26 protein-coding genes are annotated in these 25,642 nt (G+C 68.5%); 8 read left to right on the top strand and 18 right to left on the bottom strand.

Going from position 1 to position 25,642, the window contains the following annotated elements; genetic code table 11:
* Positions 1 to 40 precede the first annotated feature (40 nt).
* A complete protein-coding gene (locus NRB56_RS31995; protein WP_153348074.1) occupies positions 41 to 802 on the top strand; it encodes an SDR family NAD(P)-dependent oxidoreductase in 762 nt (253 codons plus the stop codon).
* An 8-nt stretch (positions 803 to 810) separates the two neighbouring features.
* On the opposite strand, the gene NRB56_RS31990 is transcribed toward NRB56_RS31995, so the two are convergent.
* The 4 genes from NRB56_RS31990 to NRB56_RS31975 all read right to left on the bottom strand — a co-directional run bounded on the left by NRB56_RS31990 (position 811) and on the right by NRB56_RS31975 (position 6,749).
* The gene (locus tag NRB56_RS31990) at positions 811 to 1,602 is read right to left on the bottom strand and encodes a DUF4253 domain-containing protein (RefSeq protein ID WP_153348073.1); all 792 of its coding nucleotides are present in this window, start codon (positions 1,600 to 1,602) and stop codon (positions 811 to 813) included.
* Positions 1,603 to 2,493: 891 nt separating this feature from the next.
* Entirely contained in the window at positions 2,494 to 2,952 is a 459-nt protein-coding gene (locus tag NRB56_RS31985; protein ID WP_319943838.1) for a response regulator, read from the bottom strand.
* Entirely contained in the window at positions 2,949 to 4,589 is a 1,641-nt protein-coding gene (locus tag NRB56_RS31980; RefSeq protein WP_153348072.1) for a sensor histidine kinase, read from the bottom strand. The genes NRB56_RS31985 and NRB56_RS31980 overlap by 4 nt, the downstream gene beginning before the upstream one ends.
* A gap of 285 nt (positions 4,590 to 4,874) precedes the next feature.
* Positions 4,875 to 6,749 (bottom strand): heavy metal translocating P-type ATPase, encoded by a 1,875-nt coding sequence (locus NRB56_RS31975; protein WP_153348071.1) that lies wholly within the window; start codon positions 6,747 to 6,749, stop codon positions 4,875 to 4,877.
* 192 nt (positions 6,750 to 6,941) lie between these two features.
* Between NRB56_RS31975 and NRB56_RS31970 the strand changes: the two genes are divergently transcribed.
* Positions 6,942 to 7,304 carry an ArsR/SmtB family transcription factor gene (locus NRB56_RS31970; protein WP_153348070.1) on the top strand — a complete coding sequence of 121 codons (363 nt, stop codon included), beginning with the start codon at positions 6,942 to 6,944 and terminating at the stop codon, positions 7,302 to 7,304.
* Between the two features lie 90 nt (positions 7,305 to 7,394).
* Here NRB56_RS31970 and NRB56_RS31965 read toward each other — a convergent pair whose 3' ends face one another.
* The gene (locus NRB56_RS31965) at positions 7,395 to 7,595 is read right to left on the bottom strand and encodes a hypothetical protein (RefSeq protein WP_153348069.1); all 201 of its coding nucleotides are present in this window, start codon (positions 7,593 to 7,595) and stop codon (positions 7,395 to 7,397) included.
* 77 nt (positions 7,596 to 7,672) lie between these two features.
* Complete coding sequence (locus tag NRB56_RS31960; protein ID WP_153348068.1) at positions 7,673 to 8,452, bottom strand: alpha/beta hydrolase; 780 nt, start codon at positions 8,450 to 8,452, stop codon at positions 7,673 to 7,675.
* Between the two features lie 75 nt (positions 8,453 to 8,527).
* On the opposite strand from NRB56_RS31960, the gene NRB56_RS31955 reads away from it, so the two are divergent.
* Positions 8,528 to 9,079, top strand: a complete 552-nt coding sequence (locus NRB56_RS31955; protein ID WP_319943837.1) for an HD domain-containing protein — start codon at positions 8,528 to 8,530, stop codon at positions 9,077 to 9,079.
* 54 nt (positions 9,080 to 9,133) lie between these two features.
* Here the strand turns inward: NRB56_RS31955 and NRB56_RS38510 are convergent, their stop codons facing one another.
* From NRB56_RS38510 to NRB56_RS31940, 4 genes are all read right to left on the bottom strand, one after another.
* Positions 9,134 to 9,307 (bottom strand): hypothetical protein, encoded by a 174-nt coding sequence (locus tag NRB56_RS38510; RefSeq protein ID WP_194291065.1) that lies wholly within the window; start codon positions 9,305 to 9,307, stop codon positions 9,134 to 9,136.
* 143 nt (positions 9,308 to 9,450) lie between these two features.
* Positions 9,451 to 10,224 (bottom strand): cyclase family protein, encoded by a 774-nt coding sequence (locus tag NRB56_RS31950; RefSeq protein ID WP_319943836.1) that lies wholly within the window; start codon positions 10,222 to 10,224, stop codon positions 9,451 to 9,453.
* A gap of 96 nt (positions 10,225 to 10,320) precedes the next feature.
* Positions 10,321 to 10,779 carry an SRPBCC family protein gene (locus tag NRB56_RS31945; protein ID WP_153348067.1) on the bottom strand — a complete coding sequence of 153 codons (459 nt, stop codon included), beginning with the start codon at positions 10,777 to 10,779 and terminating at the stop codon, positions 10,321 to 10,323.
* Between the two features lie 112 nt (positions 10,780 to 10,891).
* Positions 10,892 to 11,386, bottom strand: a complete 495-nt coding sequence (locus tag NRB56_RS31940) for a nuclear transport factor 2 family protein (RefSeq protein WP_153348066.1) — start codon at positions 11,384 to 11,386, stop codon at positions 10,892 to 10,894.
* A gap of 80 nt (positions 11,387 to 11,466) precedes the next feature.
* Between NRB56_RS31940 and NRB56_RS31935 the strand changes: the two genes are divergently transcribed.
* Complete coding sequence (locus tag NRB56_RS31935; protein WP_319943835.1) at positions 11,467 to 11,841, top strand: winged helix-turn-helix transcriptional regulator; 375 nt, start codon at positions 11,467 to 11,469, stop codon at positions 11,839 to 11,841.
* A gap of 16 nt (positions 11,842 to 11,857) precedes the next feature.
* On the opposite strand, the gene NRB56_RS31930 is transcribed toward NRB56_RS31935, so the two are convergent.
* Both NRB56_RS31930 and NRB56_RS31925 read right to left on the bottom strand, forming a co-directional pair.
* The gene (locus NRB56_RS31930; RefSeq protein ID WP_153348065.1) at positions 11,858 to 12,265 is read right to left on the bottom strand and encodes a hypothetical protein; all 408 of its coding nucleotides are present in this window, start codon (positions 12,263 to 12,265) and stop codon (positions 11,858 to 11,860) included.
* Positions 12,266 to 13,568: 1,303 nt separating this feature from the next.
* Complete coding sequence (locus NRB56_RS31925; RefSeq protein ID WP_153348064.1) at positions 13,569 to 14,201, bottom strand: hypothetical protein; 633 nt, start codon at positions 14,199 to 14,201, stop codon at positions 13,569 to 13,571.
* Between the two features lie 1,107 nt (positions 14,202 to 15,308).
* Here NRB56_RS31925 and NRB56_RS40300 point away from each other — a divergent pair.
* Together NRB56_RS40300 and NRB56_RS31915 are read left to right on the top strand one after the other, a co-directional pair.
* Positions 15,309 to 18,617, top strand: a complete 3,309-nt coding sequence (locus NRB56_RS40300) for a tetratricopeptide repeat protein (protein ID WP_153348063.1) — start codon at positions 15,309 to 15,311, stop codon at positions 18,615 to 18,617.
* A 626-nt stretch (positions 18,618 to 19,243) separates the two neighbouring features.
* Positions 19,244 to 19,573 carry a DUF222 domain-containing protein gene (locus NRB56_RS31915; protein ID WP_319943834.1) on the top strand — a complete coding sequence of 110 codons (330 nt, stop codon included), beginning with the start codon at positions 19,244 to 19,246 and terminating at the stop codon, positions 19,571 to 19,573.
* A gap of 87 nt (positions 19,574 to 19,660) precedes the next feature.
* Here NRB56_RS31915 and NRB56_RS31910 read toward each other — a convergent pair whose 3' ends face one another.
* From NRB56_RS31910 to pgsA, 6 genes are all read right to left on the bottom strand, one after another.
* Positions 19,661 to 20,092 (bottom strand): T6SS immunity protein Tdi1 domain-containing protein, encoded by a 432-nt coding sequence (locus NRB56_RS31910; protein WP_153348061.1) that lies wholly within the window; start codon positions 20,090 to 20,092, stop codon positions 19,661 to 19,663.
* Positions 20,093 to 20,276: 184 nt separating this feature from the next.
* A complete protein-coding gene (gene pspM / locus NRB56_RS31905) occupies positions 20,277 to 21,182 on the bottom strand; it encodes a phage shock envelope stress response protein PspM (protein ID WP_227838499.1) in 906 nt (301 codons plus the stop codon).
* A gap of 531 nt (positions 21,183 to 21,713) precedes the next feature.
* Entirely contained in the window at positions 21,714 to 22,529 is an 816-nt protein-coding gene (locus tag NRB56_RS31900; protein WP_153348060.1) for a PspA/IM30 family protein, read from the bottom strand.
* A gap of 211 nt (positions 22,530 to 22,740) precedes the next feature.
* Positions 22,741 to 23,130 carry a helix-turn-helix domain-containing protein gene (locus NRB56_RS31895; protein ID WP_153348059.1) on the bottom strand — a complete coding sequence of 130 codons (390 nt, stop codon included), beginning with the start codon at positions 23,128 to 23,130 and terminating at the stop codon, positions 22,741 to 22,743.
* Between the two features lie 93 nt (positions 23,131 to 23,223).
* Positions 23,224 to 23,751 (bottom strand): CinA family protein, encoded by a 528-nt coding sequence (locus NRB56_RS31890; RefSeq protein WP_406603554.1) that lies wholly within the window; start codon positions 23,749 to 23,751, stop codon positions 23,224 to 23,226.
* A gap of 83 nt (positions 23,752 to 23,834) precedes the next feature.
* The gene (gene pgsA / locus NRB56_RS31885; RefSeq protein ID WP_153348190.1) at positions 23,835 to 24,491 is read right to left on the bottom strand and encodes a CDP-diacylglycerol--glycerol-3-phosphate 3-phosphatidyltransferase; all 657 of its coding nucleotides are present in this window, start codon (positions 24,489 to 24,491) and stop codon (positions 23,835 to 23,837) included.
* Between the two features lie 140 nt (positions 24,492 to 24,631).
* Here pgsA and NRB56_RS31880 point away from each other — a divergent pair, with 140 nt between their 5' ends.
* A complete protein-coding gene (locus tag NRB56_RS31880) occupies positions 24,632 to 25,174 on the top strand; it encodes an amino-acid N-acetyltransferase (RefSeq protein ID WP_153348058.1) in 543 nt (180 codons plus the stop codon).
* 57 nt (positions 25,175 to 25,231) lie between these two features.
* Complete coding sequence (locus tag NRB56_RS31875) at positions 25,232 to 25,516, top strand: YciI family protein (protein WP_153348057.1); 285 nt, start codon at positions 25,232 to 25,234, stop codon at positions 25,514 to 25,516.
* The last annotated feature ends 126 nt before the right edge of the window (positions 25,517 to 25,642 follow it).

The raw sequence follows: 25,642 nt of genomic DNA, 5'->3' as shown, positions 1-25,642 counted from the left end.
GACGAGATCGCAACCACTACAACGGAAATGGAGATTCGTGATGGATTCTCGCTTCGAGTCCAAGGTCGTGCTGATCACTGGTGCCACCTCGGGGGTGGGCGAGGCGGTGGCGCTGCGGGTCGCCGCCGAGGGCGCGGCGGTCGTGCTGGCGGCGCGGGGTAAGGCCGGGGGTGATCGGGTGGCCGCCGAGATCCGGGCGGCGGGCGGCCGCGCGGTGTTCGTGCCCGCCGATGTCACCGTCGCGGACGACCACGCGCGCCTGGTGCGGGCCGCGCTCGACGAATTCGGCCGGCTGGACGCGGCTTTCAACAATGCCGGTGCGGTCAACGCCTTTGGGCCGATCCAGGAGATCGACGAGGCCGGGTGGCGGGCGGATCTGGAATTGAACCTGACCGCCGTCTATTACGGTCTGCGGCATCAGATTCCGGCGATCATCGAGTCCGGTGGCGGCGCGGTGCTGAACAACGCGTCGAATCTCGGGGTAGTGGGGATGGGTTCGGTGGCGCCGTATGTGGCCGCCAAACACGGCGTGATCGGACTGACCCGCGCGGTGGCGCTGGAGGCGGCGGCCGACGGCGTGCGCGTGAACGCACTGGTGTCCGGCGCCGTCGACACTCCGGCGTTCCGGAATTCGATGGGCGCCACACCCGAGGGTGCGGCCGCCGTCGCGGCGATGCACCCCCTCGGCCGCATCTCCCGGCCCGAGGAGATCGCCGCGCTGTGCGCCTATCTGCTCAGCGGCGAGGCGAGTTTCGTGACCGGGGCGGCGGTCGCGATCGACGGCGGCTTCACCGCGCGGTAGGGATCGGCTCAGTCCCACCACAGTTGCCACAGCGGGGCGGCGGTCTGCGGTTTCAGATTGTCCAGGGTCTCCACCCCTTGGTGGCAGTACAGGTGGTGTTCCAGGGCGACAGCGAGCGCGTCGGGGTCGGTGCGGGGCGGGGTCGCCACCCGCAGGGTGATGGTGTCGAGCCCGAGTGCGAGCAGTTCGGCCTGCCAGTGCCCGGCCCAGCGGCGCAACATCGCCGCGTGGTCCGCGCCGCCGAGGTCGTAATTGCACGCGCCCCACCAGTTCAGCAGGTACGGCACCAGCCAGGGCGCCGGCGCCGGGACCAGGGTGAGGGCGGCGAAGTCGTCGCCGACGACCGCCCAGGCATCCGCCCAGTCGAATCCGGCGTGGTCGATGTCGTCACTGGTGAGCGGTCGCGGGGAGCGCGGGAAGTCGGCGCCCTCCGGGGTCGCGGCGGCGTAGGCGCGATCGAGCCAGCGCACCCCGTCCGGCTCGCCGATCGGCGGCGGGGCCGCGCTCGTGGCCTCTTCCAGGCCGTCGAACGTGCGGGGTTCGGTGAGCACCGGCCACCACCCGGTCCCGGGGAACCATTCGCGCGTGGCGGTCCACAGGTCGGCGGCCGGATAGCCCGGCTCCACCTCGCCGGACCAGATAGGCTGCCCGGCGACGGTTCGCCCGATCACGCGCATCTCGGGCAACGGCACGCCGAGCGCGCCGAACACCTGGGCCGGATCGCCCTCCGGCACGGGCGCTTCCGACCGCGTCGGTGGTCGATCCGGGCGGAACGGGGGCGCCGGCAAGTCCTCGAACATGCCCGCATTCAATCAGTGATCACCGACAGGAACGCGTCCGCGGTCGCCCGGGCCCGGTCATCCGTGCCGGAGGGGTCGAGTCCGGCGACGGTGATCGCCGGCGACGGCGGCCCCGGACGTGCCCGTACCCGAACGCGCGGTGAGCGCGCACGGGCTTTTCGGTGAATGCCGTACGGGGCTGCGGCGACGGCCCGGCAGACGGCTTCACAAGCAAACTCTCGCGGCCGAAAAATTCATGTGGCAAATTTCGCTCGAGACGTTTGACACCGACTACTCCGGATACTCGTCGCGTCGGCGTCGCGCATGCCTCACCCTTGTATGCAGCACTGTTCCGAGGCAGGTGGAACACCATTATCGAATTCCCCCGGCGTGTCGGACCAACGGGCTGGATACGTCCGCTTTCCGCGAATGTCCAGTATGGTTTTCACCCCGCCCAAAAAAGCGTACAGCAATTTATCAGTAAACATTCGGAATTTCATGACACCGCAGTCGAAAGTATTGTTTTATCGATTTGCAACGACATACCGTCATCGATGTCGCTGCGAACGCCGTTCGAATGCGGAAGGGGGTGAACACAATGATCCTCGGATTCCTCGGCACGCTGCTGGCGACACTGCTCGCACTGATCGGGCTGTAGCGCCACGGGCCGGGGATGAGCCCGACCGGCGGCCCGTCAGCAGGCCACCGGCCGGATGAACGACCCTCATCGAGCCATCCCGAGAGCCGTTGCTCATGATAGACCCGGCCGACCGCCCGTCACGGAACTTCCGTGGCGGGCGGTCCCCGCTGCACCGAAAGCCGCACGTCACAGCACATTTCATCGTTGCGGGCGGGTCCGAAAGGTCGCGAGTCGCCGGCATCCGGCGTGTCGGGATCGACGTCCGACGCCGGTCAGGTGTGCAGCGGTGTCCCCGCGGCCGGCAGGCGCACGATGCGCAGGAAGAAGTTGTCGATCTGACGGACCGCGGCGAGGAACTGGGTGAGGTCGACCGGTTTGGTGACATAGGCGTTGGCGCGCAGCCGATACGAGCGGAGGATGTCCTCCTCGAGCGCGGAGGTGGTGAGCACCACCACCGGAATATTCGCCAGCTCGGGGTCGGATTTGATGCGCTGCAGGACTTCCCGGCCGTCGTACTTGGGCAGGTTCAGATCGAGCAGGATCAGATCCGGCACGGGGACGGTGGCGTGATCGCCACGCCGGTAGAGGAAGTCCAGCGCCTCGGCGCCGTCCCGGGCCACATATAATCGGTTCTGGATCTTGTTGTCCTCGAACGCTTCCCGGGTGATGAGCACGTCCGCGGGATCGTCCTCCACCAGCAGGACGGTGATGGCGATGGCGGGATCGGTCACTGGACTGCTCCTTCGGTCGCCGCGGCGGGCTCGCCGGAATCGATGCTGTCGTCCGTCCCCGCGGCCGGCAGGGTGAAGACGATGCGAGTGCCGTCGGTGAAGCCGGTGTCGACGTGGATCTCGCCACCGTGTTGTTCGACGATCTTGCGGCACAGGGCGAGTCCGACCCCGGTGCCCGTGTAGGCATCTCGGTTGTGCAGGCGCTGGAAGATCACGAATACCTTGTCCGCGAACTCGGCGGGGATGCCGATCCCGTTGTCGGTCACCGCGAATCGCCACATCGCGGGCTCGTCCGGGGACTCCGCGCGGGCGGCGGTGACGGTGATGACCGGTGGCGAATCGGGGCGGTGGAACTTCATCGAGTTGCCCAGCAGGTTCTGCCACAGCATGCCCAGCAGAACCCGATCCCCGATCACCTCCGGCAGATCCGCGGGATAGTCGACGCGGGCGCCGGTCTCCTCGATCGCGGCGGCCAGATTGCCCACCGCCGCGTCGACGACCGGGGACAGCGCGACGGGTTCCCGATCGTCGTGGACGCGGCCCACGCGGGAGAACGCGAGCAGATCGTTGATGAGGGTCTGCATGCGCTTGGCACCGTCGACCGCGTAGTGGATGTATTGCCGGCCACGGTCGTCGATCACCTCGCTGTAGCGCTTCTCCAGCATCTGGCAGAACGAGGCGACCTTGCGCAGCGGCTCCTGCAGATCGTGGGAGGCCACGTAGGCGAACTGTTCGAGTTCGTTGTTGGAACGCTGCAATTCGATTGTGCGAGCGTCGAGTTCGCGGGCCTGGCGGGCCAGTTCGGCACCCTGCCGCCGAGAGTCCGCGAGGGCGGCGACGATCCGCCGCCGCATGTCCTCGACGTCCTGGGCGACCGCCGACAGGTCGGCGGGCCCGCGCACGGGAATCCGGTGCTCGTAGTCCCCGTCGGCCACCCGCCGGGACGCGGCCCGCAACCCCGACATCGGCCGGGTCACGAGCACTCGCACCAGGACCACCAGCGCCAACCCCGCCAGCAGGAACACCACGACGAGCCCGCCGAGCACCACGTCGCGGACCGTGCGCACCCGCGACAGCTCACCGCGCCCGTCCGCGGCCGCACGGCTGAGATCGCCGTCGAGACTCGCCCAGACGGTGCGCAACCGGTCGAACGCGACCTTCCCGGCGTCGGCGTTGGCCCGGTTCTGCCCGCGTGGCGCGCCCGGCGTGACACCCGCGACGACGGGTTCGGCGTACTCACGCTGCCAGGCCGCGGCCGCCGCCTCCGCGGCGTCCAGATCGGCGATCAACTCCGGGCGGCCCGCGAGCAGCTCCCGCAACCGGCCGGCCGCCGCGGCCTCGTCCCGCCGCCCCTGGTCGTAGGGCTCCAGGAACTGCTTATCGGCGACCAGCGTGTAACCACGCACTCCGGTCTCCTGATCGATCAGCGCCGCCTGCATCCGGTACGACTCGGTGCGCGCGGGCTGAATCCGCTGCACCAGCTGGTCGGATACCCGCGCCGTGTGCGCCAGCAGTCCCGCACCCACCCCGGTGCCGACGACGACCAGCAACGCCATCAACCCCACCACCAGCACGAACCAGCCCTGCACCGTGATTCGCCGCCACCAGCGCGGTGGCGTCTGGATATCGCTATGCATCAGTTGTGCTTCTCCACTGCCGACCCGACCTACGGACATTACGCCACCCGGCGCCGCCGATCGGCGCGGACGCTGCCGCACACCTTATCCGCCCCGTCACCCCGGCCACGCCTCCCGACCGCAACCCCCCAGCCGCCCGGGATGTGCCGCAGGCTTTCGACATCGGCGGCGAGATCGTCCCACCGCACCGCACGTGGCCCCGGCACGGCGACCGGTCGACGAGTTCCCTTGCGGCGCAGGCGGATAGGCCGCGACATTCGCGACGTCGACAGCCGGTACCCGCAGTCATACCGTCGCCGCGGCGCGGCGCCAGGCGGCGGCGCGCAGCAGCCGCAGGCCGTTGAGACCGACGAGGACGGTGGATCCCTCGTGTCCGGCGACGCCGAGCGGGAGGGGCAGCGTGCCGAGAAGGTCCCAGGCCACCAGGACGGTGATGAAGCCGGCGGCGATGGCGAGGTTCGCCACGATCACCCGCCCGGCCCGGCGGGAGAGGGCCACGACGGTGGCGATGGTGGTGAGGTCGTCACGCACGACGACGACGTCGGCGGCGCGCAGGGCCAGATCGGAACCCGCACCGCCCATGGCGATTCCGAGGTCGGCGGTGGCGAGGGCCGGGGCGTCGTTGATGCCGTCGCCGACGACGGCGACCCGGGCGCCGGTTGCCTGCAATCTCCTTACGGCGTCGACCTTTTCGGCGGGGAGCAGTCCGGCGTGTACCTCGGTGATGCCCACCCGAGCGGCGAGCCGGTCCGCGGCGGGCCGGTTGTCGCCGGTGAGCAGGACCGGCGCGGCGCCGGTGACCCTTCGCACCGCGGAGACGGCGGCCTCGGCCTCCGGGCGGAGCAGGTCGGTGAGGGCCAGCACGCCGATCGGCCGATCGTCGCAGGTGACGACCACGGCGGTGTAGCCGCGGGCCTGCATGGTCTCGACCGTCGCGGCGGCCGGGGACGCGTCCTGTTCCGGCAGCAGCGCCGCCGGTGCGCCGACCCCGATGGATCGGCCCCGGACGCGAGCGGAGACGCCGCGCCCGGGATGCGCGGTGAATTCCGTTGCCCCGAGCGGAATCGCACCGCGGTCGCGGGCGGCCCGGACGATCGCGGCGGCCAGCGGATGTTCGCTGGGATGTTCGGCGGCCGCGGCCAGGCCCAGCAGCTCTGACTCACCGAATTCTTCTGTGAGGGTGTGTATTTCGGCAAGTTCGGGGACGCCGCGGGTCAGGGTGCCGGTCTTGTCGAAGGCGATCCGGGTGATGCCGCCGAGTCGTTCCATCACGACCGCGGATTTGGCGAGCACACCGTGGCGGCCGGCGTTGGCGATCGCGGCCAGCAGCGGCGGCATGGTCGCCAGCACGACCGCGCAGGGCGAGGCGACGATCATGAAGGTCATCGCGCGCAACAGCGCGCGATCCACGGAATCGCCTGCGAGCAGCGGGATCACGAACACCGCGACGGTGACCGCGACCATGCCGAGCGAATACCGCTGTTCGATCTTCTCGATGAACAGCGCGGTCCTGGCCTTGGTCCGGCCGGCCTCCTCGACCAGGGCGGCGATGCGCGCCACCACCGACTCGGCGGCGTGGCGATCGACCCGGATGCGCAGTGCCCCGGTGCCGTTGAGCGTACCGGCGAAGACCTCGTCGCCGGTGGTCTTGTCGACCGGCAGCGGTTCGCCGGTGACGGTGGCCTGATCGACCTCGCTCCCACCGCCGATCACGGTGGCGTCGGCCGGAATTCGCTCACCCGGCCGCACCAGCAGCACGTCACCGACCGCCAGATCGGCTGCCCGGACGGTCCGTTCGCCGCCGTCGGCGGTGACGCGGGTGGCCGTGTCGGGGGCGAGGTCGAGCAGGCCGCGCACCGAGTCCTCGGTGCGAGCGGTGGCCAGGGCCTCCAGCGCGCCGGAGGTGGCGAAGATGACGATCAGCAGCGCGCCGTCGGTGATCTGCCCGATCGCGGCCGCACCGGCCGCGGCCACCACCATGAGCAGGTCCACGTCCAGGGTCCGCTCCCGCAGCGCGCGCAGACCGGCCAGCGCGGGCGACCAGCCACCGGCCGCGTAACACGCCAGGTAGGCGGTCCAGGACAGCCAGGCCGGCGCGCCGGTCACCTGCGCCGTCGCCCCCAGCAGGAAAAGCCCGAGCGCCGCTGCGGCCCAGCGCATTTCGGTGAGACGGAACAAGCTCGCGCGCCCGGGCCGGATCCGGCGGGGGGCGGGGGCGGGTCGAGTGGGTGCTGCGGCCGGAGCGACCACGGATCACCTCCACATTCGGCGATGAGCTTCGGACCGGCGCCACGATATCAGAAGATATGAACACGTCTTCATGTGATTTCGGCGGGAGTACGATCAGCGGTCATGGGACACGGGATGCAGGGCCGCGATCGCCCCGCCGCGCGGCTGGACGCCGACGCCGCCGCCCATGTGGCCACCACACTGCAGGCGCTGGCGACGCCGAGCCGGTTGCTGATCCTGACCGAACTACGGCACGGCCCGCTCCCGGTCAGCGCACTCGCCGACGCGATCGGCATGGAGCAGTCGGCGGTGTCGCATCAACTGCGCCTGCTGCGCAATCTCGGACTGGTCGTGGGCACCCGCACCGGCCGATCCATCGTCTACAGCCTCTACGACAACCATGTCGCGCAATTGCTGGACGAGGCCGTCTACCACAGCGAACATCTCCGCCTGGGCCTGTCCGACCGGTCCGGGACGGCCGGCTGACCAGCGGTACGAAAGCCGAAGGGCCGGGCGGAATTCCGCCCGGCCCTTCGGAATCACCGCACCCTCGGCGCGGTGTGCGCGACCGCCTGCTCAGCGACCGCTGTGACTGTGCTGCCCGCCACGTGCCTTCGCCTCGGTCGGCTGAGCGGCGGCGCCCTTACGGCCCGCCTCGCGGGGATCGGCGGAATTGGGCCCGCCGAAACTGCCCGTGCTCGCTCGGCCACCGCGACGGGCCTGCTCCGCGGTATCGCTCCGATTGCCGAACTGACCAGGGTTCTTCGGATCGGCCATGTCGAACCTCCTTCGATCGATCCTGCACAGCGTGACGCGGGTACGTCACGATCACGTGCTACCCGGACTGCGGCGGATTACTCGCTCCCCGCGGAGTCCAGGGCGGCGCGGGCCCACGCCGCCACTGTCGGGGCCCAGACCGGATCCAGGACGAGGTCGTTGTGGTGGCCGCCGGGGTAGCAGCGCCACTGTTTGGGGCCCGGGGCGGCCTCGTACAGGGCCCGGCCCATCCGGACCGGCAGGAGTTCGTCGGCGTCGCCGTGCATCACCAGGGTCGGCACGCGGATGTCGCGGATCCGCTGGAGGCTCGGGAAAGCGTTGGGAATCAACGATTTCGGCAGGAAGGGGTAGATCGACCGGGCCGCGTCGCGCAGGGTCGTGAACGTCGACATGAGAATCATCGCGGCGGGCGGGAATTCGGTGGCGAGTTCGACGGTCACCGCGCCGCCGAGCGACTTGCCCAGGTACAGAACACGTTCCGGGTCCACGTGCGGATAGGCGAGCAGGGTCGCGCGGGCCGCGCGCGCGTCGCGGTACAGACCGTGCTCGCCGGGGCGGCCGCTGCTGCGGCCGTAACCGCGGTAGTCGAAGGTCAGCACGTCGAAACCGACGGCGGACAGCAGGGCCAGGATCGGGGAACGGTCACCGATGTTGCCGCCGTTGCCGTGGGCGTAGAGGATGTGGCCGATCGGCTCGTCGGTGGTCGCGCGGACGAACCAGGCGTGCAGGCGCGCGCCGTCGCCGGTGGTGAGGGTCAGATCCTCGTGCGGCAGGCCGTAGCGCGCGGGGGTCAGCGTGATCCGCCGCTGCGGCTGGAAGGTCAGCGCATTCATGATCGGGCGGGCGGGATGTCGCATACCGTCATTGATACTCGTCCCCGGATCCGGCGCGGGCGGGACGTCACGAATCACCGTCCCGGCTAGGCTGCGGGCGTGCCGATCGTCGTGCCGCCGCGTTCCGTGGCCGAGTTACTGGAGTTGCTGGCCGACTGCGCCGATGCCTGGGACATGCCCGATCGCAGCGGCGACCCGGTCGATCTGCTCGATCACGACCGGCAGTGCGCGCAACTGCTGCGGCGAGACCATCCGGGCGACGCGGAATTGCAGGTCGCGGGCCTGGTCCACGATATCGGGCACAAACTGGTCCCCGGTGACGACGCCGGGCACGGCCGGCACGGTGCCGACGCGGTGCGGGCGCTGCTGGGCGACCGGGTCGCGCGGCTGGTCGAACTGCACATCCCGGCAAAGCGGTACCTGGCCGCCGCCGATCCCGGCCACGACCTCTCCCCCGCCAGCCGGCGGACGCTGATCGCCCAGGGTGGGGCGATGGATCCGGCGGAGCGAGCCGCCTTCGAGGCCGATCCGGAGTTCGCGGCGGCCCTCGCGCTCCGCCGCGCCGACGACGCGGGCAAGGTGGTCGGGCTCGCGGTCGCGCCGCTGGAAACCTGGCGCGCGACCCTGGCAGGGGTCGCCGCCCGGCACTGACGCGAACGGGCCGCCCGGACCCGGCCCGAGGCGGGTCCGGGGCAGATCGTTCGCTCAGAGCTTGTCGACGGGCGCCTTGTTCGAGCCCGAGACCGCCTTGTACAGCAGGTACAGGCCGAACACGATCGCGCTGATCATGAGGATCGGGAACAGCGCCTTGACCAGCGCGCCGATCACGATCATCGCCACCCACACCAGTGCGACGATGCCGAGGATCTTCCAGAACATGACACTTCCTCCCGAAGGTTCCGCAGATCGCCTTTCGGACGACCCGACCACTCCACAGTGGCATGCGCGCACCGGAAAAGCACCGGTCGCGGGGCGAATTCGGGGTCTTCGCACAGCGAAATCAGGGAGAACCCTGATCCGCCTCACCCCTGCTCGACGAGCGCGTACACCCGCGCGGGACTGCCGGTGCCACCCACGATCGGCAGCGGAGCGACCACCAGCACCGCGCCGGTCACCGGCAGCCGATCCAGGTTCTGCAACTGGGTCAGGCCGTACTTGTCCGCGCCCAGCAGGTGGTGGTGCACCGGGAACGGCGGTTCCAGGCCGCCGGCCTGTCCCGCATCGATGCCGACGGTCTCCACGCCGAAGCCGGTGATCGGCGAGGCGGCCAGCCACCGCGCCCCGGCCGCGGAGACGCCGGGGGTGTGCGGGCCGTTCCCGTCCGCGTTGGCGAAGGCGATCGGATCGGCCGAACGGCTGCCCCAGCCGGTGCGGAACAGCAGCCAGCAGCCCGCCGGCAACGGGCCGTGCTCGGCGACCCACCCGTCTAGATGTTCCGGCTCCAGCAGGAAGTCGGCGTCGGCCGCGGCCTGTGCGGTGAAGTCCGCGACCACCGCCGGGCCGAGCAGCCGCGCGGGCGGGATCCGGTCCACGCTGTGCCCGTCGCGCCCGGAGGCCCAGTGCACCGGCGCGTCCAGGTGGGTGCCGGTGTGCTCACCGGTGTGGATGTTGTTCCAGCTCCAGAACGGCCCGGCGTCGTCGAAATCGCTGACCTTCTCGAGCGACAGCGGGATCGTGTTGGCGAACGGCTCCGGCAGGTGCAGCACCGGGGTGTCGGGGCTCAACGGGGCGGTGAGGTCGAGGACCTCGAGGCGGCCGGTGGACAGGGCCTCGACCAGGGCAGGGATGACGCTCACGAACACACTCTCTCTCCACGGGCGGACACCGGCGGCCCGGCTACGTGCGAGCGTATCCCGGCGGCGGCGCCGGATCCGGGCGAATCACCCCGGCGCTCAGTCCTGTTCGGCGAGAGCGGCGAGGCGATCCAGGGAGGCTCGCAGCCGCTCGGCGGTGGTGGCGCGGGCCTTGGCGAACCGGTTCTCGTCGGTCAGGTCGGTCCAGTCGTAGGTGTGGGTCACGCGGGTGCGTCCGGCGTCCTGCGGGTCGAGTTCCCAGCGCCACAGGTGGCCCGGCGGCTGCTTCCCCGGTTCCGAAGGGCGCCAAGCGATCCGGCGGCCCTCCTCGAATTCGGTCACGTGATTCCGGCGCACCTGGCCGTTGGTGAGAGTCATCTCGAAGACCGCGTCCTCGGCCCGCACCCGCTGACCGTCGGCGGCGTGGGACAGGTTGTCGTTGCCGTCCCAGCCGGGCTGCCGGGCCGGGTCGGCGACGAGTTCGAAGATACGAGCCGCCGGGGCGGCGATCACCCGGGTCGCGCTGACGACCCGGGAAATGTCGTTGCTCTCGTTCATGACTCGATCAGAGCACACGCCCGGGTGGCGCCGGCACGCCGGGCAGACCGCGTACCTGCCGGTGACGATCGACCGGCTGAACCACGACGACTCCGAACACCCTGTGGGCCGGTCACTCCCGGGCCGGCGAGGAGTCCGCCTCCGACAGGATCGACGGGTCGCCCTCCGACCAGACGTTCACCAGCACGCGTTCCGCGATGAGCCACCCGGAAGTGCTGCGGCGCGGCTCATTCTCGCCGTGCGACGGCCCAGCACCTGTGCGGCGCAACCGATCCTCGTAGCGACCACCGGCGACGAACTGCCTGCCGCCACGCAGGTGCCGGGCTTCGTAGTAACACGTGTGGGTGGCCTCGTCCCCGTCCATGCGGATCACGTGGTTGGTGACGTAATGCTGTGTGGCATCGAACTTCTCGACACCGCGTACCCGGGCCACGATGTCCTCCGGTCCGATCCGCCGCTCTCCCCCGGCCCGGTATTCCCACACCGCGTCGGCGGTGAACAGGCCCGCGAACGATTCCCAGTCGCGCGCGTCCACGGCGGTGGCATAGGCGACGACGGTGTCGACGATCGCGAGGCGGTCGGCGAGCCGATCGATCGAAGTGGTCATGCGCGTCCTCCGGTGCGGCGGTGATGATCGGTCGCAATCATGGTGATATCGGCGTCCCCGCAACGGAAGAAGGCACTTTCGTGTCACCCAGTCACATCGATGTAGCGGTCCTGGCAGGACAGGCGTGCCCGGTCTCGGAGGTCCTCGACCACGTGTCCGGCAAATGGAGCATCGGCATCATCGCGGCGGCCGCGCAACGCCCGGTCCGGTTCGCGGAACTGGAACGCGCGCTGACCGGGATCAGCCGCCGCATGCTCACCCTGAAGCTGCGGCAACTGGAACGCGACGGCCTGCTGACCCGCACCGTGTACCCGACCGTCCCACCGCGTGTGGAATACACCCTCACGGAGATGGCGGTGGAACTGCACGAAACCCTGCAAACCCTGAAGGGCTGGGCTGTGCGCCACCGTGATTCGGTCGTCGCCGCCCGAGCGGCCTACGACGGAACGTGCTGACCGGACCCAATTCTGCTCAACCGGCCGCAGGTTTCGGCACGATCTGTAGTCCGTCGACGAAGGTGTCGATGTCGGGCTGGTACGCGGCCCGATCAGTGGCCGTGATCTCGACCGCCATTCGGATCGGGTACAGCATCCCGCCCGCAATGTAATCGGAGCTGAGCAACTCGTGGTAGCGATCGACTCCATCGATATCGGCACCGCGCAAGATTCCGGTGACCCGGGTGGCGGAGCGACCACACATGTCCACGGTCTCGGATCGCAACAGCCGCCATTCGTGTCCGCCCGAACTGAGCCCGATCGCGATCGAGGTGTTGGCGGGGAGTGGACGATCCGTGCGGAGGGTGACGGTCGCGACGCTCTTCCGTCCCGCGTGCTGATCGGCGCGACGCAACTTAAATTCGTCACCTTCCGCCGGTGACACCTGCCAACCCGCCAGTTGCGGAAGCTGAATCGCGAACGGCCTGTCGGGGCGCTCTTCGGCGGCGAAGACGGAACCGGTTGCCGCGCTGGCGTTGCACGCCGTGTGAGTCGTCGGAGCCGATGTCGTCCGCTGCGAATCCGAGGAATCCGAGCCCGATATGCCGCACGCGGTCACACTCGTCGCCACGAGGCCGGCCAGAGCCAGACGCCGGATCCTGATCACGGTTTCGCCAGCCTATCCGGTCGACCATCACATGACACTTTCCTACGATGCGTATACGCGGCCGCGGCAACCGCGTTACAGCTCGTCCGACATAAACTTTCGCGACGAATAGTGCCGGATAATGTACGGGAATGGCTGCGCGACAAGGCAATTGGAGCCGTAAGCCCCTGCTCTGGATTCGTCCACCTCGCACGGCCGGCCGCACTCGGCCCAGACCGCCGCGATACACCCGACCGTAGCCGGGTCGGAGGTCTTCTCGGCCGTCCCGCCGATCACAAGATCGAATTCGTTCGCCGAGACACTCATCGAGCAGCAGCCGGGTCGCGCGCGCCGTTCTCACCCTTCAGGACGCGCTGCAATGCCGCATCGGACCCGCTGGGCTGCTCGAGTCAAGATCTTCGCAGGATCTCGCTGATCACACGGTTATGCCACAGTCGGCGGGATGAACTGCGGCTGCGCGGTAAGTAGCCGCTTACCGGACGTTCGGGAAACGCGCCACGCTCTGCCATCACCGCCGACCGGGGGGCTGCTGCACGGGCAGGTCACCACTGACACCTCATCGTGCACAGCCGCATGCTCGATCCTGCGATGCTCGTCGGGCCTGTCGCGTACAGGTGGTCGGCCTGTAATTTGCGCACATAGTCCGCGCTCTCGCGCAGCCGACGACTCGAGTTATCCATATGTCTACTCCTCGCGCTGAGAGGCACTCGATACTTCGGACGTCTCACCAAGAACAGCCGACGCTTCCACACTCCATGTATGTGAACCCCCCTTTCTTACTCATGTCGCGACCTACCGGCGATCTGCACGCGCGGATCACCCCCAGCGGGCGCGACGATCAGACGCCGACGCTGGTGCGTGCCCGCGTCGTATCGTCTCGTGGCGGCGGCGAGGGTGTCGACGTCACGCACGGTCTCGGAATCGATCACCGCGGCCGTGGGCCGCGTCCGGCGCGTCGGCGTGCCCGGTGCGCAACGCGTCGTGGATGCGTTGCCATCTACCGGCTTTTGTACATTGCCGGTAGATGTCGTACACGGTCCGGAGACGCGGCCAACGGCGTGGACTTACTCGGCCGGATTGTTCATCGCTGTCCCACTCGTGGGCTGATTGCTGCCCAGCGAGGCCCGCCCTCGCCAGATTCGTTATCGCAATACTTTTTGAATCGATGCAGCCAAGGTTGTCCCGAACCCCAGAAAAGGGGCTTCAGCGCACTGGGGTCGTTGATCTGTGCGTACTGCACAGAGATCGAGTCCATGTTCCAGTTGTCTGAAGTGCTGAAAGGGTCGGTCGAACCCGACGATGTGGAGAAAATCTCGATCTTGTCGATGCCGGAAGGGCTGATCAGCGAGTTCAAGTCGTCCGCGCGCGACCCCATTGGAATCTTTCCGAAGAAGTTGGAGTCGTTCGGATGTGGACCGGAGGTCACGACGGCGGTCGTTGTTATCGGAGTTTGGTTGAACACTTTCCTGAAGGTTATTTCTGCGGACACCCCGGTGTCCGATCGGATATCGTCGCCGCCGACATTGATGGTGATGAAGATCGCATCGAGAAAGGTGTTGTCGGCATCGATCGGACCTTGCCAATCCATATTGTCGTAATGTCGCCCGCAGTGGACGGTGTTGATCGGCACCGCTTCCGCCGGACCTGCTACCGCGACAGGGGTCGCCAATACCGACAGCAGAACAAGCGCTCTCTTCGTGAAGTAATCGAACACGACCGACTCCCTTTTGATACCCATGAATTGCGTGTTGCGCCGTCCGGTGTGCAGCCATCGAGCGCGTATTCTCTCTTCCGATTCGAATTTTCGACATCGACAGTGACCACCACGGACTGTCTTCTCACTGTCGGGTTCCCGCGCGCGCTTCGATCATCGGCAGCGATAGATCTCACGCGCCCCATCGGTGATCCTCGGGTGTTACGACGCAGAAGCGTTGTGGACCAAGTAGCTGGGCAACACACCGTCGCTCGACAGCAAACCTCCGCCTTCGCGCACAAGACTGCGCCATGCATGCGATTTAGGCGCAAACAGGCCCCCCCTTCGACGGCGCTAATTTTATCTTACGGAAGCATCTCGGGTGAGCGAAACGCGAAGAACCGCAGGAAATTCCGCGCAATAGATTAGGCATGACCAGTTTGTTTCAGGCGCGCTTCGCGAGGGTGTTCACGAGTCGAGCAGACTCATATTGGCGATGCCTGAGAGGAGCGGCCTGACCGGCCCGAAGCTGACGGATCGGGGCAAGCCCGGCCCGAAGCTGCACGTGCTGACCGATCGTGCGAGATCGGTTCGGTCGCCGCGGCCCGTGATCGGTCGGTGTCGATCAGCGCCGACCGGGTCGTCGGCGAGCCAGGATGTCACACGTATTGGGGACAGCTACTCGACTCTAGACTGTCGAGCCGGGATAGATACCCTCCCGCGAGTGCGCCTGCACATCCTGAAAGTAGCCGCATATCGGGCGAATCCTATAGCGCTGCAGTGTATCCGCTCATGCCGATTACCGTTCGTTCGGGATCGTTACGGGCTGCGGCTGTGGGACAGCCGATACATTGGTGACCGGTCCCCTGATGGCGGGACACTGGCAGTCAGACCTGCTCGGCCTCCCGGCACTGACCGGTCTCGGGCACCTCAGATGCGTCGGATGCACACTCCGCAGCCCACCGAGATCGCGCTCACCTCACGCGCTCAGCCCGTGGCCGCCCAGTGGGGCGTACAAGACCGCTGGTTATTGTTCGGTGGTCTCTTGCCCGGCCGGTCGCGGGTTGGTTCAGTGGTGGTGCCCCTGATCGGGTCATCGAATACTGCGGGGTGGGGAGGTCGGTCGCGGTGAAGGCATGGTGGCGGCGCAGGATCCACGATCAGCCATCGGCGGGGTCAGTGGTGTCTGCACCTGGGGCGAATATCGCCAATATCGGTGATCACGCCGTCCAAACCAACTACTTCGTCGCCATGCAGACCCGGGCGGCCCGGTTCTGGACCGAGCCTTTGGCCTCGCCTCCACCGTTGCCGGTCGGCGAGGTGGGTGTGAGTGCGTTGCTGGGCGCACAATTTCAGGTGGTCCCGTATGTCGGGCGCGTACAGGAACAGCATGACCTCATCACGTGGCGGGACACTCCGGTGGTGGCGCGGGCGGTGCGGCTGATCCACGGTCCGGGTGGGATGGGTAAGACCCGGCTGGTGATGCAGTTCGCTGCCGACAGCCAGGCCGCGGGATGGGCGGTCGCGATCGCCCACCACCATAGCGAGCCCGCCCGCGCATCAGCCGCTGATCCAGTCGGGGCGGGCGGGTTGCTGTTGCTGGTCGACTACGCCGAACGTTGGCCTCGCGAAGACCTGGAAACGCTGCTGCGCGATTTCGCGTGCGGCCAGCCGGCGCAGGATTGCGGTGAGGTGATGCCGGTACGGGTGGTGTTGATCGCGCGTCCGGCGGGCTTGTGGTGGTCGTCTCTGGCCAACCCGCTGACCAAGCTCGGGTTCAGTGTCGACGAGCAGGCCCTGCGGACACCGGCGACTGCGGATCGCCGGAGCTTGTTCGACGCCGCGCGGGACCGGTTCGCTGCGCTGCTCGCGGTCCCGGATCCATCTCGGTTGCAGCCGGTCGGGTCGCTCGATGATCCGGTCTATGAATTGACGTTGACCGTGCAGATGACCGCGCTCGTCGCGGTGGATGCCGCCGCCCGCCGGACCAGCCTCCCGGCCACGATCGACGGGTTGTCGGGGTATTTGCTGGACCGCGAGATCGATCATTGGGCGAGCATGTTCGACAACCATCGCATCGCCACTGACCCGCGGGTGATGGGGCGGGTGGTGACGGTGGCCGCGCTGACCGGTGCAGTCGCCTACGAACAGGCTGCCGAGATCCTCACCCGAGCTGGGTTGTCCGCCGGTGAGTGCGGCCGGATGGCGGATGACCACCGGTTGTGTTATCCATCGTTGTTGTCGGGGACAGCGTTGCAGCCGGTGATGCCGGACCGGCTGGCCGAGGACTTCCTCGCCCGCATCATCCCCGATCCCGCCGATGCTGCCGCTGGTGATCCGTGGGCGGCCGGCCTTCCCGAACGCCTGCTCACGACAGCTGAGGCGCCCGCTCCCGGAGCAGGGTATACGCGCCGTGCGGTGATCGTGCTCGTCGAGGCCGCGCATCGGGCTGCCCACCTCACCACGGCTGTACTCACGCCGCTGCTGCGAGCCCGCCCGGACCTCGCGGTCACAGCTGGGAGTGCGGCCTTGCTGCGCCTGGCCACCCTCCCCGGCCTCGACACCGTTCTGACTGCGGTGGACAACGCGTTACCTGTCGGCCCGCACACAGAGCTGGATGTCGCGGCCGCCTCGGTCAGCACCAGACTGCTCCCGAACCGCCTCGCCGACAGCGACGATCCCGCTGAACATGCACGAATCCACAGGCGCCACGCCAGTCGACTGGCCAGCGCGGGTCGGCACAGGGAAGCCGTCGCCGCGATGAAGGAAGCCATCTCGATCCAGCGCCGACTGGCCGCAACCGACCCCGCACACGAACTCCACTTTGCGCAGTCACTGAACAACCTCGGGGTCGAACTGTCGGCGGTGGGGCAGCGCGACGAGGCGCTGACAGTGGCGGAGGAAGCCGTCGCCATCTACCGTCGCCTGGCCGCGGCCGCCCCGGCCGAACACGCCCCTGGCCTCGCGAGAGTGTTGGACAACCTGGGTAATCGGCTGTCGGACGCGGGACGGCGCGACGAGGCGCTGACAGTGGCGGAAAAAGCCGTCGCCATCTACCGTCTCCTGGCCACCGCCGACCCGGCTACACACGAAGCCGGCCTGGCCCTGGCGCTGAACAATTTCGGAATCGGGCTCTCAGAGGTCGGGCGGCGGGAGCAGGCGGCGGCAGTGGCGGAGGAAGCCGTCGCCGTCTACCGTCTCCTGGCCTTGGCCAACCCTGCCGCACACGAGCCCAACCTCGCCACATTGCTGAGCAACCTGGGAAATCGGTTGTCGGAGGTCGGGCGGTGGGAGGAGGCACTCGCCCCGACCGAGGAAGCCGTCGCGATCCGGCGCCGACTAGTCACCATCAACCCTGCCGCGCACGAACCCGACCTCGCCGATTCACTGAACAACCTCGGAATCAGGCTCTCGGAGGTGGGACGCCGCACGGATGCACTCATCACAACCGAGGAAGCCGTCGCGATCTGGCGCCGACTGACCACCATCAATCCCACCGCGTATGAACCTGTCCTCGCCAAGTCACTGAACAACCTCGCGCTCTGGTTGTCGCAGGTCGGGCGGTGGAAAGAGGCGGTCACCGTGACGGAGGAAGCCGACCCTGTCTACCGCCTCCTGGCCTTGGCCAACCCCGCCGCACACGAGCCCAACCTCGCCACATACCTGAGCAACCTGGGAAATCGGCTGTCGGAGGTCGGGCGGTGGGAGGAGGCACTCGCCGTGACCGAGGAAGCCGTCGCGATCCAGCGCCGACTGGCCACGGCCAACCCTGCCGCGTACGGCCCCGGCCTGGCCGGGTCACTGGACAACCTCGGAACCCGGCTATCGCAAATGGGCCGCCATGAGCAGGCGCTGACCCTCACCGAGGAAGGTGTCACCGTCTACCGTCGGCTAACCGCATCCGACCGCTCCGCATCCGAACCCGGACTCGCCCTGTTATTGAGCAACCTCGGAATCCGGCTGGCACATGCGGGTCGGTATGCCGAGGCATTGACTCCGACCGAGGAAGCCGTCGCCATCCGACGCCGACTTGCCGCAACCAACCCCACCGCTCACGAACGTGACCTCGCGAAATCGCTGAACTACCTCGGACCCGTGCTATTGGTAGCGGAACGGCATGAGGAGGCTCTCACCACACTCGAGGAAGCCGTCACGATCTGGCGCCGATTGGCCAAAGCCGACCCCACCGTGAATCAACCCCATCTTGCCGAGGCTCTCTGCACATACGCGGTGGTGCGAAGCGAAATCGGCGAGGATCTGGCAACCGCGCGCACCGCCGCCGAGGAAGCTGTCGAAACATACCACCACCTGCACGCCATGTACCCATCCAGATTCAAGGATGCGTTGGCCGTTGCCAGTGCCACCCTTGGTGACGTCCTCGGAGCCCTCAGCCGGCACGACGGAGCCGTCGAGCATCGCAGACAGACCGACCGATAACCTCAGACAAATGATCAAGACCTGTGGATGACGGGAAGGACCGCGCAGATCCGCCAGATGCCGCCGCTGGTCTCGAATTCGCTGAAGTCGGTCTGCCACACTCGATTGCGTTGGGTCGGCGGATCGGGGAACACCCTGCGCCGCAGTACCGCCCATGACTTGCGGTCGGCCCGATAGCCCAGTGGCAGCAATAGCCCGCGCCGTCGCAGGGCTGTTGCAGGGTGGAGGTGGAGACCTCGTAGCCGTGGGCACGCATCAAGGCGGCGATCTTGTGGTGTCCCCATGCCGGCCACTCCTCGGCATACTTGGCCGCGATCGGTTCGAACCGATCGACCTTCGGCGACGGCCGCGGACCATACGGTTGGGGGCCCTCGCGCAGCCGTGCCGTGCTCACGCTGCGCCGGCGCGCGGCCTTCTACAGCGCTCATCTCCCCGGCCAGCACCGACAACACCACACGTACCTTGTCTTCGACCGGGATCTTCAACCATCGTGATCTCGCCACGAAACGGGCTCCTTTCTGGCTCAATGTGCTCGGAGCGAAACCGAGCAACCCTGCCGAGAAGTTCGACTCGCTAGCGGCCGAGTTGATAGAACATATGTTCGATCATGGGGTAGGCTGCGTCGCGTGAACACACTTTCGACTGCACTGGCACCGGATGCTCCCGCACGGCGATGGTCGGAACTGGCCGATGTCGACCTGCTGCGCACCCTGGTCGAAACGGAACGCCGTCGGCGTCGGCTGGGTGCGGCCATGGTCGCGGCGATCGCCGAAGCCGAGCGCCGTGGTCTCGCCGCCGACACCGGCTACCGCGACACGGCAGAGCTGTTGACCGACCTGCTGCGGATCAATGTCTCCGAGGCGCGGAGGCGAATCGAATACGCTGCTCCGCAGGCCCGCTCGCGTTCCAGGAAGGCGTGGCGGATAGTGGTGGCGGCCAGCCACCGTAGCCGGTAGAAGTCGTTTCGCGCAGCGGTGCCGCCCGGGGAAGGCACGGCCCGGCTCCGAACGTCGGCCTCCGACCGGACACTCGTAGGCGCGTCGTCACCGCTCCGGTTCGCTCTGGGTCGAGGACTGGAACTGTGCGACCAGGTCCAGGAAGACCCATACGTCGCCGGTCGTGTAGGTATCCGGTTCCTCGGTGCCGCCGAGGAACGGGTACGGCTGCGGGATGTACACCTGCTCGGGGCCGAGCGGGCCCAGGAGATCCCGGATCGCGGCGACGTGATCCGGTTGCAGGACATAGGCGACGAACCCCGGATCTTGCACGACCTCACTCACGAACCGGGTGGTGTCGGCGAAGATTCCGTAGCTCTTGGCCGCCGACCGGTACGGGTGCAGTACACCGTGCTCGCCGGTGTCCCGGCCGGCCAGGAAGATGTGACCCAGATCGGAATAGCCGACGACGGTGTCGAATTGGTGGAAGTACGGCGCCCAGCCCGGCATCGCCTCGTCCATGGCAACGGGTTCGATCAACCGGAAACACTCTTCTGTCACGACAGCATCCAAACATGTTCCGCCGCTCGCCCCGTGGTGGGTACTCGGCCCGGGGATCGAAGCGAACGGGCTTGCGGCACAGGCCCGGTCAGCGGCGGACGAGGAGCGCAGGATGCGGTGGCAACCGGCGGATCGCCTCGGCCGCACGGGCAGTCGGTACCCGCTAGCGGGCCGGCGGGTGGTTGCGGTCGGCGAGTTCGGCGAGGGCCTGAGCCCAGCCGTCGAGGCGGTCGGCGGCGTCGCGGAGGTCGGTGAGGGCCCAGCCGACGTTGTCGGGGACCGCCGGATCGGGCGGTGCCGCCAGGATTCGGCCGGCGGCGGCCACCAGCAGTTCGTATTCGTCCACGCCGGAATCCAGCCGGGCCACCACGATATCCACGCGCGTGCTCAGTTCCGGGACCGAATGTCGCTGTCCGACAAGGGTGAGCGCCTGCTCCATGGCGGTGACGTCGGCGGCCAGCGCGTGCAGGGCGGCGGCGCCGGAACCGGCGGTCTCGAAGGTGTCTGCCAAGTCGTCGGCGGGTAGCCGTCCGTGCCGGGCGATCTGGGTGCCGAGGGTGTGCAGGGCTCGTTCGGCCCGGACCAGCCGGGAGATCGGCGCTCGTGCGGCGGAGCGGACCGGCGGTAACTTCGTGGGGACGAAAGCGGCCTGCGGCAACGGGTTTCGCTGCAACGCCAGGTAGCGGCGGGTGCTCACCGCGGCACCGGTGACCAGGGCGGCGGCGCCGCCCGCGACCACGACCACGGCCCACACGGGGGCCGACAGGATCACCAGTCCGGCGGTGCCGAGGGCGGTGATACCGGAGGCGGCTCCCAGGCGCAGGGTGCGGCGGCGGAAACGGCGGCGACGGCGAAGTTCTCGCTCGCGCGGGTCGGCCCATTTGCGGACGGCGTGCAGTGCGTGTTCGCCGACCTCGCGGACCGTATCGGAGGCCTGCCGGGCTCGTTCGACCCGCTCGATTTCGATCCCCGACTGCGACAAGAACTCTCGGACCACACCCGGGATCGCTCGCCCCCGGGTCGCGCCGTGCCCGGCGGTCCCCGCACGGGCGCCCCTCACTCCAGCCATATCGGCATTATCGGCCCGGCCACCGACATGTGGCCATCGGCCGGCCGAGTCTGCTTGTCCCCCGGACTGATTCGCCCGCCTGCCGGATCCGGCCGGGCGTGTCGCGGTGCGTGCGTCACGGCCGCCCGGCCGGGCTGGGTCGTCCTGCGGCCCCTGCGCTGCGGTGGCTGCGGTGCGACCGTCCGCCACGGCCTCACGGCTCGCGGATACCGCGGCCGGGCCGGCGGGACGGTGATTCCGGTGCTCGGCACGGACGACACCATCGATGGAGTCGGTGCGCTCACGGTCCGGACGCGTCCCGGGTTCGGCACGGCCGACGGATGGTTCACGCCCCGGTTCGGCACGGCGCGCACCGGGTGCGCGCTCCGATTCGGCACGGTCCGGGGACGGCGGGTTTCCGCGCCGGGCGGCGCTCGGACCGACAGTGGCGGGAGGCGGCGCGGCGCCGAACATCCACCTGCCCGGGCGGGCGGGCGAGCGGGTGCCTCGATCCGGCGGCCTCCCCATCACATGGTCCTTCCGAGCGAACGCTTACTGCTGAGCGGCCTGGCCCTTGTCGAGCTGTGCGGCAGCCGGATTCGGGACGGCCTGCGGGGCGGCGGTGCCGCCGGCGGGCAGCTGGTCGCCGCGCATGGAGGCGCGGATCTGCTCCAGGCGGGAGTGGCCGGCCATCTGCACGCTGGCCTGCTGGACCTCCATCATCCGGCCCTGCACGGTGTTCTGCGCGAGCTCCGCGGCGCCGAGGGCGTTGGCGTAGCGCCGCTCGATCTTCTCGCGGACCGCGTCCAGGCTCGGGGTGGTGCCCGGTGCGGAGAGGGTGGAGTCCATCCGCTGCAGCGAGGCCGACACCTGCTCCTGCATCTTCGCCTGCTCCAGCTGGGACAGCAGCTTGGTGCGCTCGGCGACCTTCTGCTGCAACAGCATCGCGTTCTGCTCGACGGCCTTCTTCGCCTGCGCGGCCGCCTGCAACGACTGATCGTGCAGCACCTTCAGGTCCTCGACGGACTGCTCCGCGGTGACCAGCTGCGCGGCGAACGCCTCGGCGGCGTTGGTGTACTGGATCGCCTTGTCGCTGTCGCCGGCGGTGGTGGCCTGGTCGGCGAGCAGCACGGCCTGCCGCGCGTTGGCGTTGAGCTTCTCGACCTCGTCGAGCTGCCGGTTCAGCTTCATCTCCAGCTGCCGCTGGTTGCCGATCACCGAGGCCGCCTGCTGCGACAGGAGCTGGTGCTGACGCTGGGCTTCCTCGATCGCCTGCTGAATCTGGACCTTCGGATCCGCGTGCTCCTCGATCTTCGAATCGAAGAGGGCCATCAGGTACTTCCAGGCCTTGACGAACGGATTAGCCATCGGTTGATCCCGCCTCCATCTGACGCGCCGCACGGTTCTCGCGCGACTGTAGTGCGCGACCATCACGCACCCGTATATGTCCCTATCCTCCACCACGCGGGGCCGGATGCGGAGAAACCCGACCGTCACCGACGCTTACAGAGAAATCTAACCGCTTCCCGCGATCACGCCCAGGTTTGTCGATACCGATCACGTCGCATTCGGCTGGTCGTTACTTGGCCTGCACCAGGACCAGTCGCTCGGCCTTGGGGGCCGGAATGACGATCCGGGTGTCGGCGGCCAGGTGTCCCACGGCGGCGGTGGCGGCATCGGCGGGCATCGCGTCGGCGGCGGGCACCGGTACGGCGGCCGCCTCCCGGGCTACCGCGTCGGCGCCGGCCATGCTGGCGCTGACGTCGGACAACACCTCCGACAGCGGCACGTCGAGCGCCTGGCAGATGGCGGCCAGCAGTTCGCTGGAGGCCTCCTTGCGGCCGCGCTCCACCTCCGACAGGTATCCGAGGCTGACCCGCGCGGCGGTCGACACCTCACGCAGAGTCCGGCTCTGGGCGACCCGAGCGCGCCGCAAACTATCCCCGATGGCCTCTCGCAGCAGCGTCATGTCGCTCTCCTCACGTTCCCTGTCGCCGGATCGAGCTTCTGCTGTGACAACGTCATGTGCCGCCCGCTTGGTTCCCGCGCACCCGGTGCTGATTCACACATCGGTGAGCGGACGAGAACCGAGCGTGCGGATCAACTCGGTGACAGCCGCACGAACCGTTTCCAGTCTGATGGTCCACCGGTCGCCCGGCAGTTTCAACCGGATCACCTCGGTACCCTCCGGACCGGCGAATCCCAGATAGACGGTGCCGACCGGCTGACCGTCCTGCGGATCGGGTCCGGCCACCCCGGTCAGGCCCACACCCCAGTCGGCGCCGCAGACGTTGCGGGCGCCGACGGCCAGTTGCTCGGCGGTAGCCGGGGCGACCGGGCCGTCGGTGGCGAGGGTGTGTGGCGTCACACCGGCGAGGGTGTGCTTCAGATCGGTGGCGTACACGATCAGACCGCCGCGCAGGACGTTGCTGGCTCCCGGGACCCCGGCGATCGTGGCCGCGAGTAGGCCCGCGGTCAGCGATTCGGCGGTCGCCACGGTCAGCCCGGCGGTCCGCAGCGCCCGGACCAGGTCGGCGGCGGGCACCGAAGCGGTCAGCGGGTCCGGTCCCGCGGTGCCGGCCTCGGGCACGGCGGATCCCGGCGGGGCGGCGGGAGCCGCACTCGATCGGTGGCCGGGACCGGCGCCTGGCGACGACACGGGAGCTCCGCGGGTCAGGACCGCGGCCGGGCGACCGGCGTGGACCACAGCCGGACCGCCTGCACGATGTAGTCCAGGCCGGTGACGACCGTCAGCACGACCGCCACCAGCATGAGTACCAGACCGGCGGTGGCCCAGGCGCCGGACAGCGGCAGCAACAGCACGCCGATCGCCAGCGACTGCACCAGCGTCTTCAACTTCCCGCCACGACCGGCCGGGATCACCCCGCGCCGCACCACGGCCAGGCGCAGCAGCGTGATGCCGATCTCGCGCGCGCAAATGACAATGGTCAGCCACCACGACAGATCGTCGAGCAGGGACAGGCCGATCAGCGCGGAGCCGATCAGCGCCTTGTCGGCGATCGGGTCGGCGAGTTTGCCGAAATCGGTCACCAGACCGTATTTGCGGGCCAGTTGCCCGTCGATCCGATCGGTGATCGCCGCCACCCCGAACAACACGGTCGCGACGATCCGCCAGACCGGGGCGTGCCCGCCGGCGGCGAACAGGGTCACCAGGAACAGCGGCACGATCGCGATCCGCAGCACGGTGAGGATGTTGGCGATGTTGAGCAGCGGCACGGCCGCCGGTTCGGGCGCCCGGACGGGCTCACCGGCCACGGGCACCACGTTCGCACGTGCCCGGGTGGCGTCGTCCAGCCAGACACGATCCATATCGTCGCTCTGCACCGTCACCGGCACCCCCGACCAGGCCCGGCCCGGCCGCGCACCCGCACAGCGGGGGTCCAGCGGCAGGGCGAGATGTACGGCACTCCACCAGACTATCGGTAACCCGTCCGACTACTCTGCACCCCATGACAACACGGGCACCGCACAGCGATTCGATCGGCGACGTTGATACTCGACGCCCGGTCGTGCGACGTGCCCGCGCTTCCGACATTCCGGCGATCAAGGGCCTGATCGACCTCTACGCGGGCCGGATCCTGCTGGAGAAGAACCTGGTCACCCTCTACGAGTCGGTGCAGGAATTCTGGGTGGCGGAGCTGGACGACCGAGTGGTCGGTTGTGGCGCACTGCACGTGCTGTGGGCCGACCTCGGTGAGGTGCGCACGGTGGCCGTGCACCCCGACGCACAGGGATGCGGGGTGGGCCATCTCGTGGTGCGACAGCTGATCGACACCGCCCGGGAGTTGCAGTTGCAACGGTTGTTCGTGCTCACCTTCGAGGTGGATTTCTTCGGGCGGCACGGATTCGTCGAAATCGACGGTACGCCGGTGACCGCGGAGGTGTTCGCGGAGATGTGTCGGTCCTACGACACCGGCGTCGCGGAATTCCTCGACCTCAGCTTTGTGAAGCCCAACACACTGGGGAATACCCGGATGCTGCTCACGCTCTGATCCGGTTGCGCCCGAACATTTCCCGTTCCGACCCTGCACCAGCACAGAGGAGTTCCCATGCCCATCTTCGCCGTCCACTACACCTATTCCGAGGCCACCGTCCCCGGTCGCGACGAGCATCGCCCGGCGCACCGCGACTGGCTGTCCGGTCAGGCCGACGCGGGCGTCGTCCTCACCACCGGTCCGTACACCGACGGCTCGGGCGCGCTGCTGCTGTTCCGCGCCGACGACGCCGAGGCGCTGGAGAAACTGCTCGCCCAGGACCCGTTCGCGCAGGCCGGCGTGATCGACGCCGTCCGCTTCGCCGAGTGGCAGCCGGTGTTCGGGGCGTTCGCGGGCTGAGAATCCGAGATTCCGGCCACGCGGACCTGTCCGGTAGGGCCGATCCCCCGCGCGGATCGACTCGGACAGGGCCGATCGTCCGTGCTGGGACGAGGTTCGAGCGTCGCGGAGACGAAGGTTCGAGCG

Origin of the sequence: Nocardia aurantia (genome assembly GCF_009604425.1) — a bacterium.
In the GTDB taxonomy this organism is placed as follows: domain Bacteria; phylum Actinomycetota; class Actinomycetes; order Mycobacteriales; family Mycobacteriaceae; genus Nocardia; species Nocardia aurantia.
Note: the sequence above shows the minus strand (reverse complement) of the source record. Positions and strands in the feature narration are given on the sequence as shown.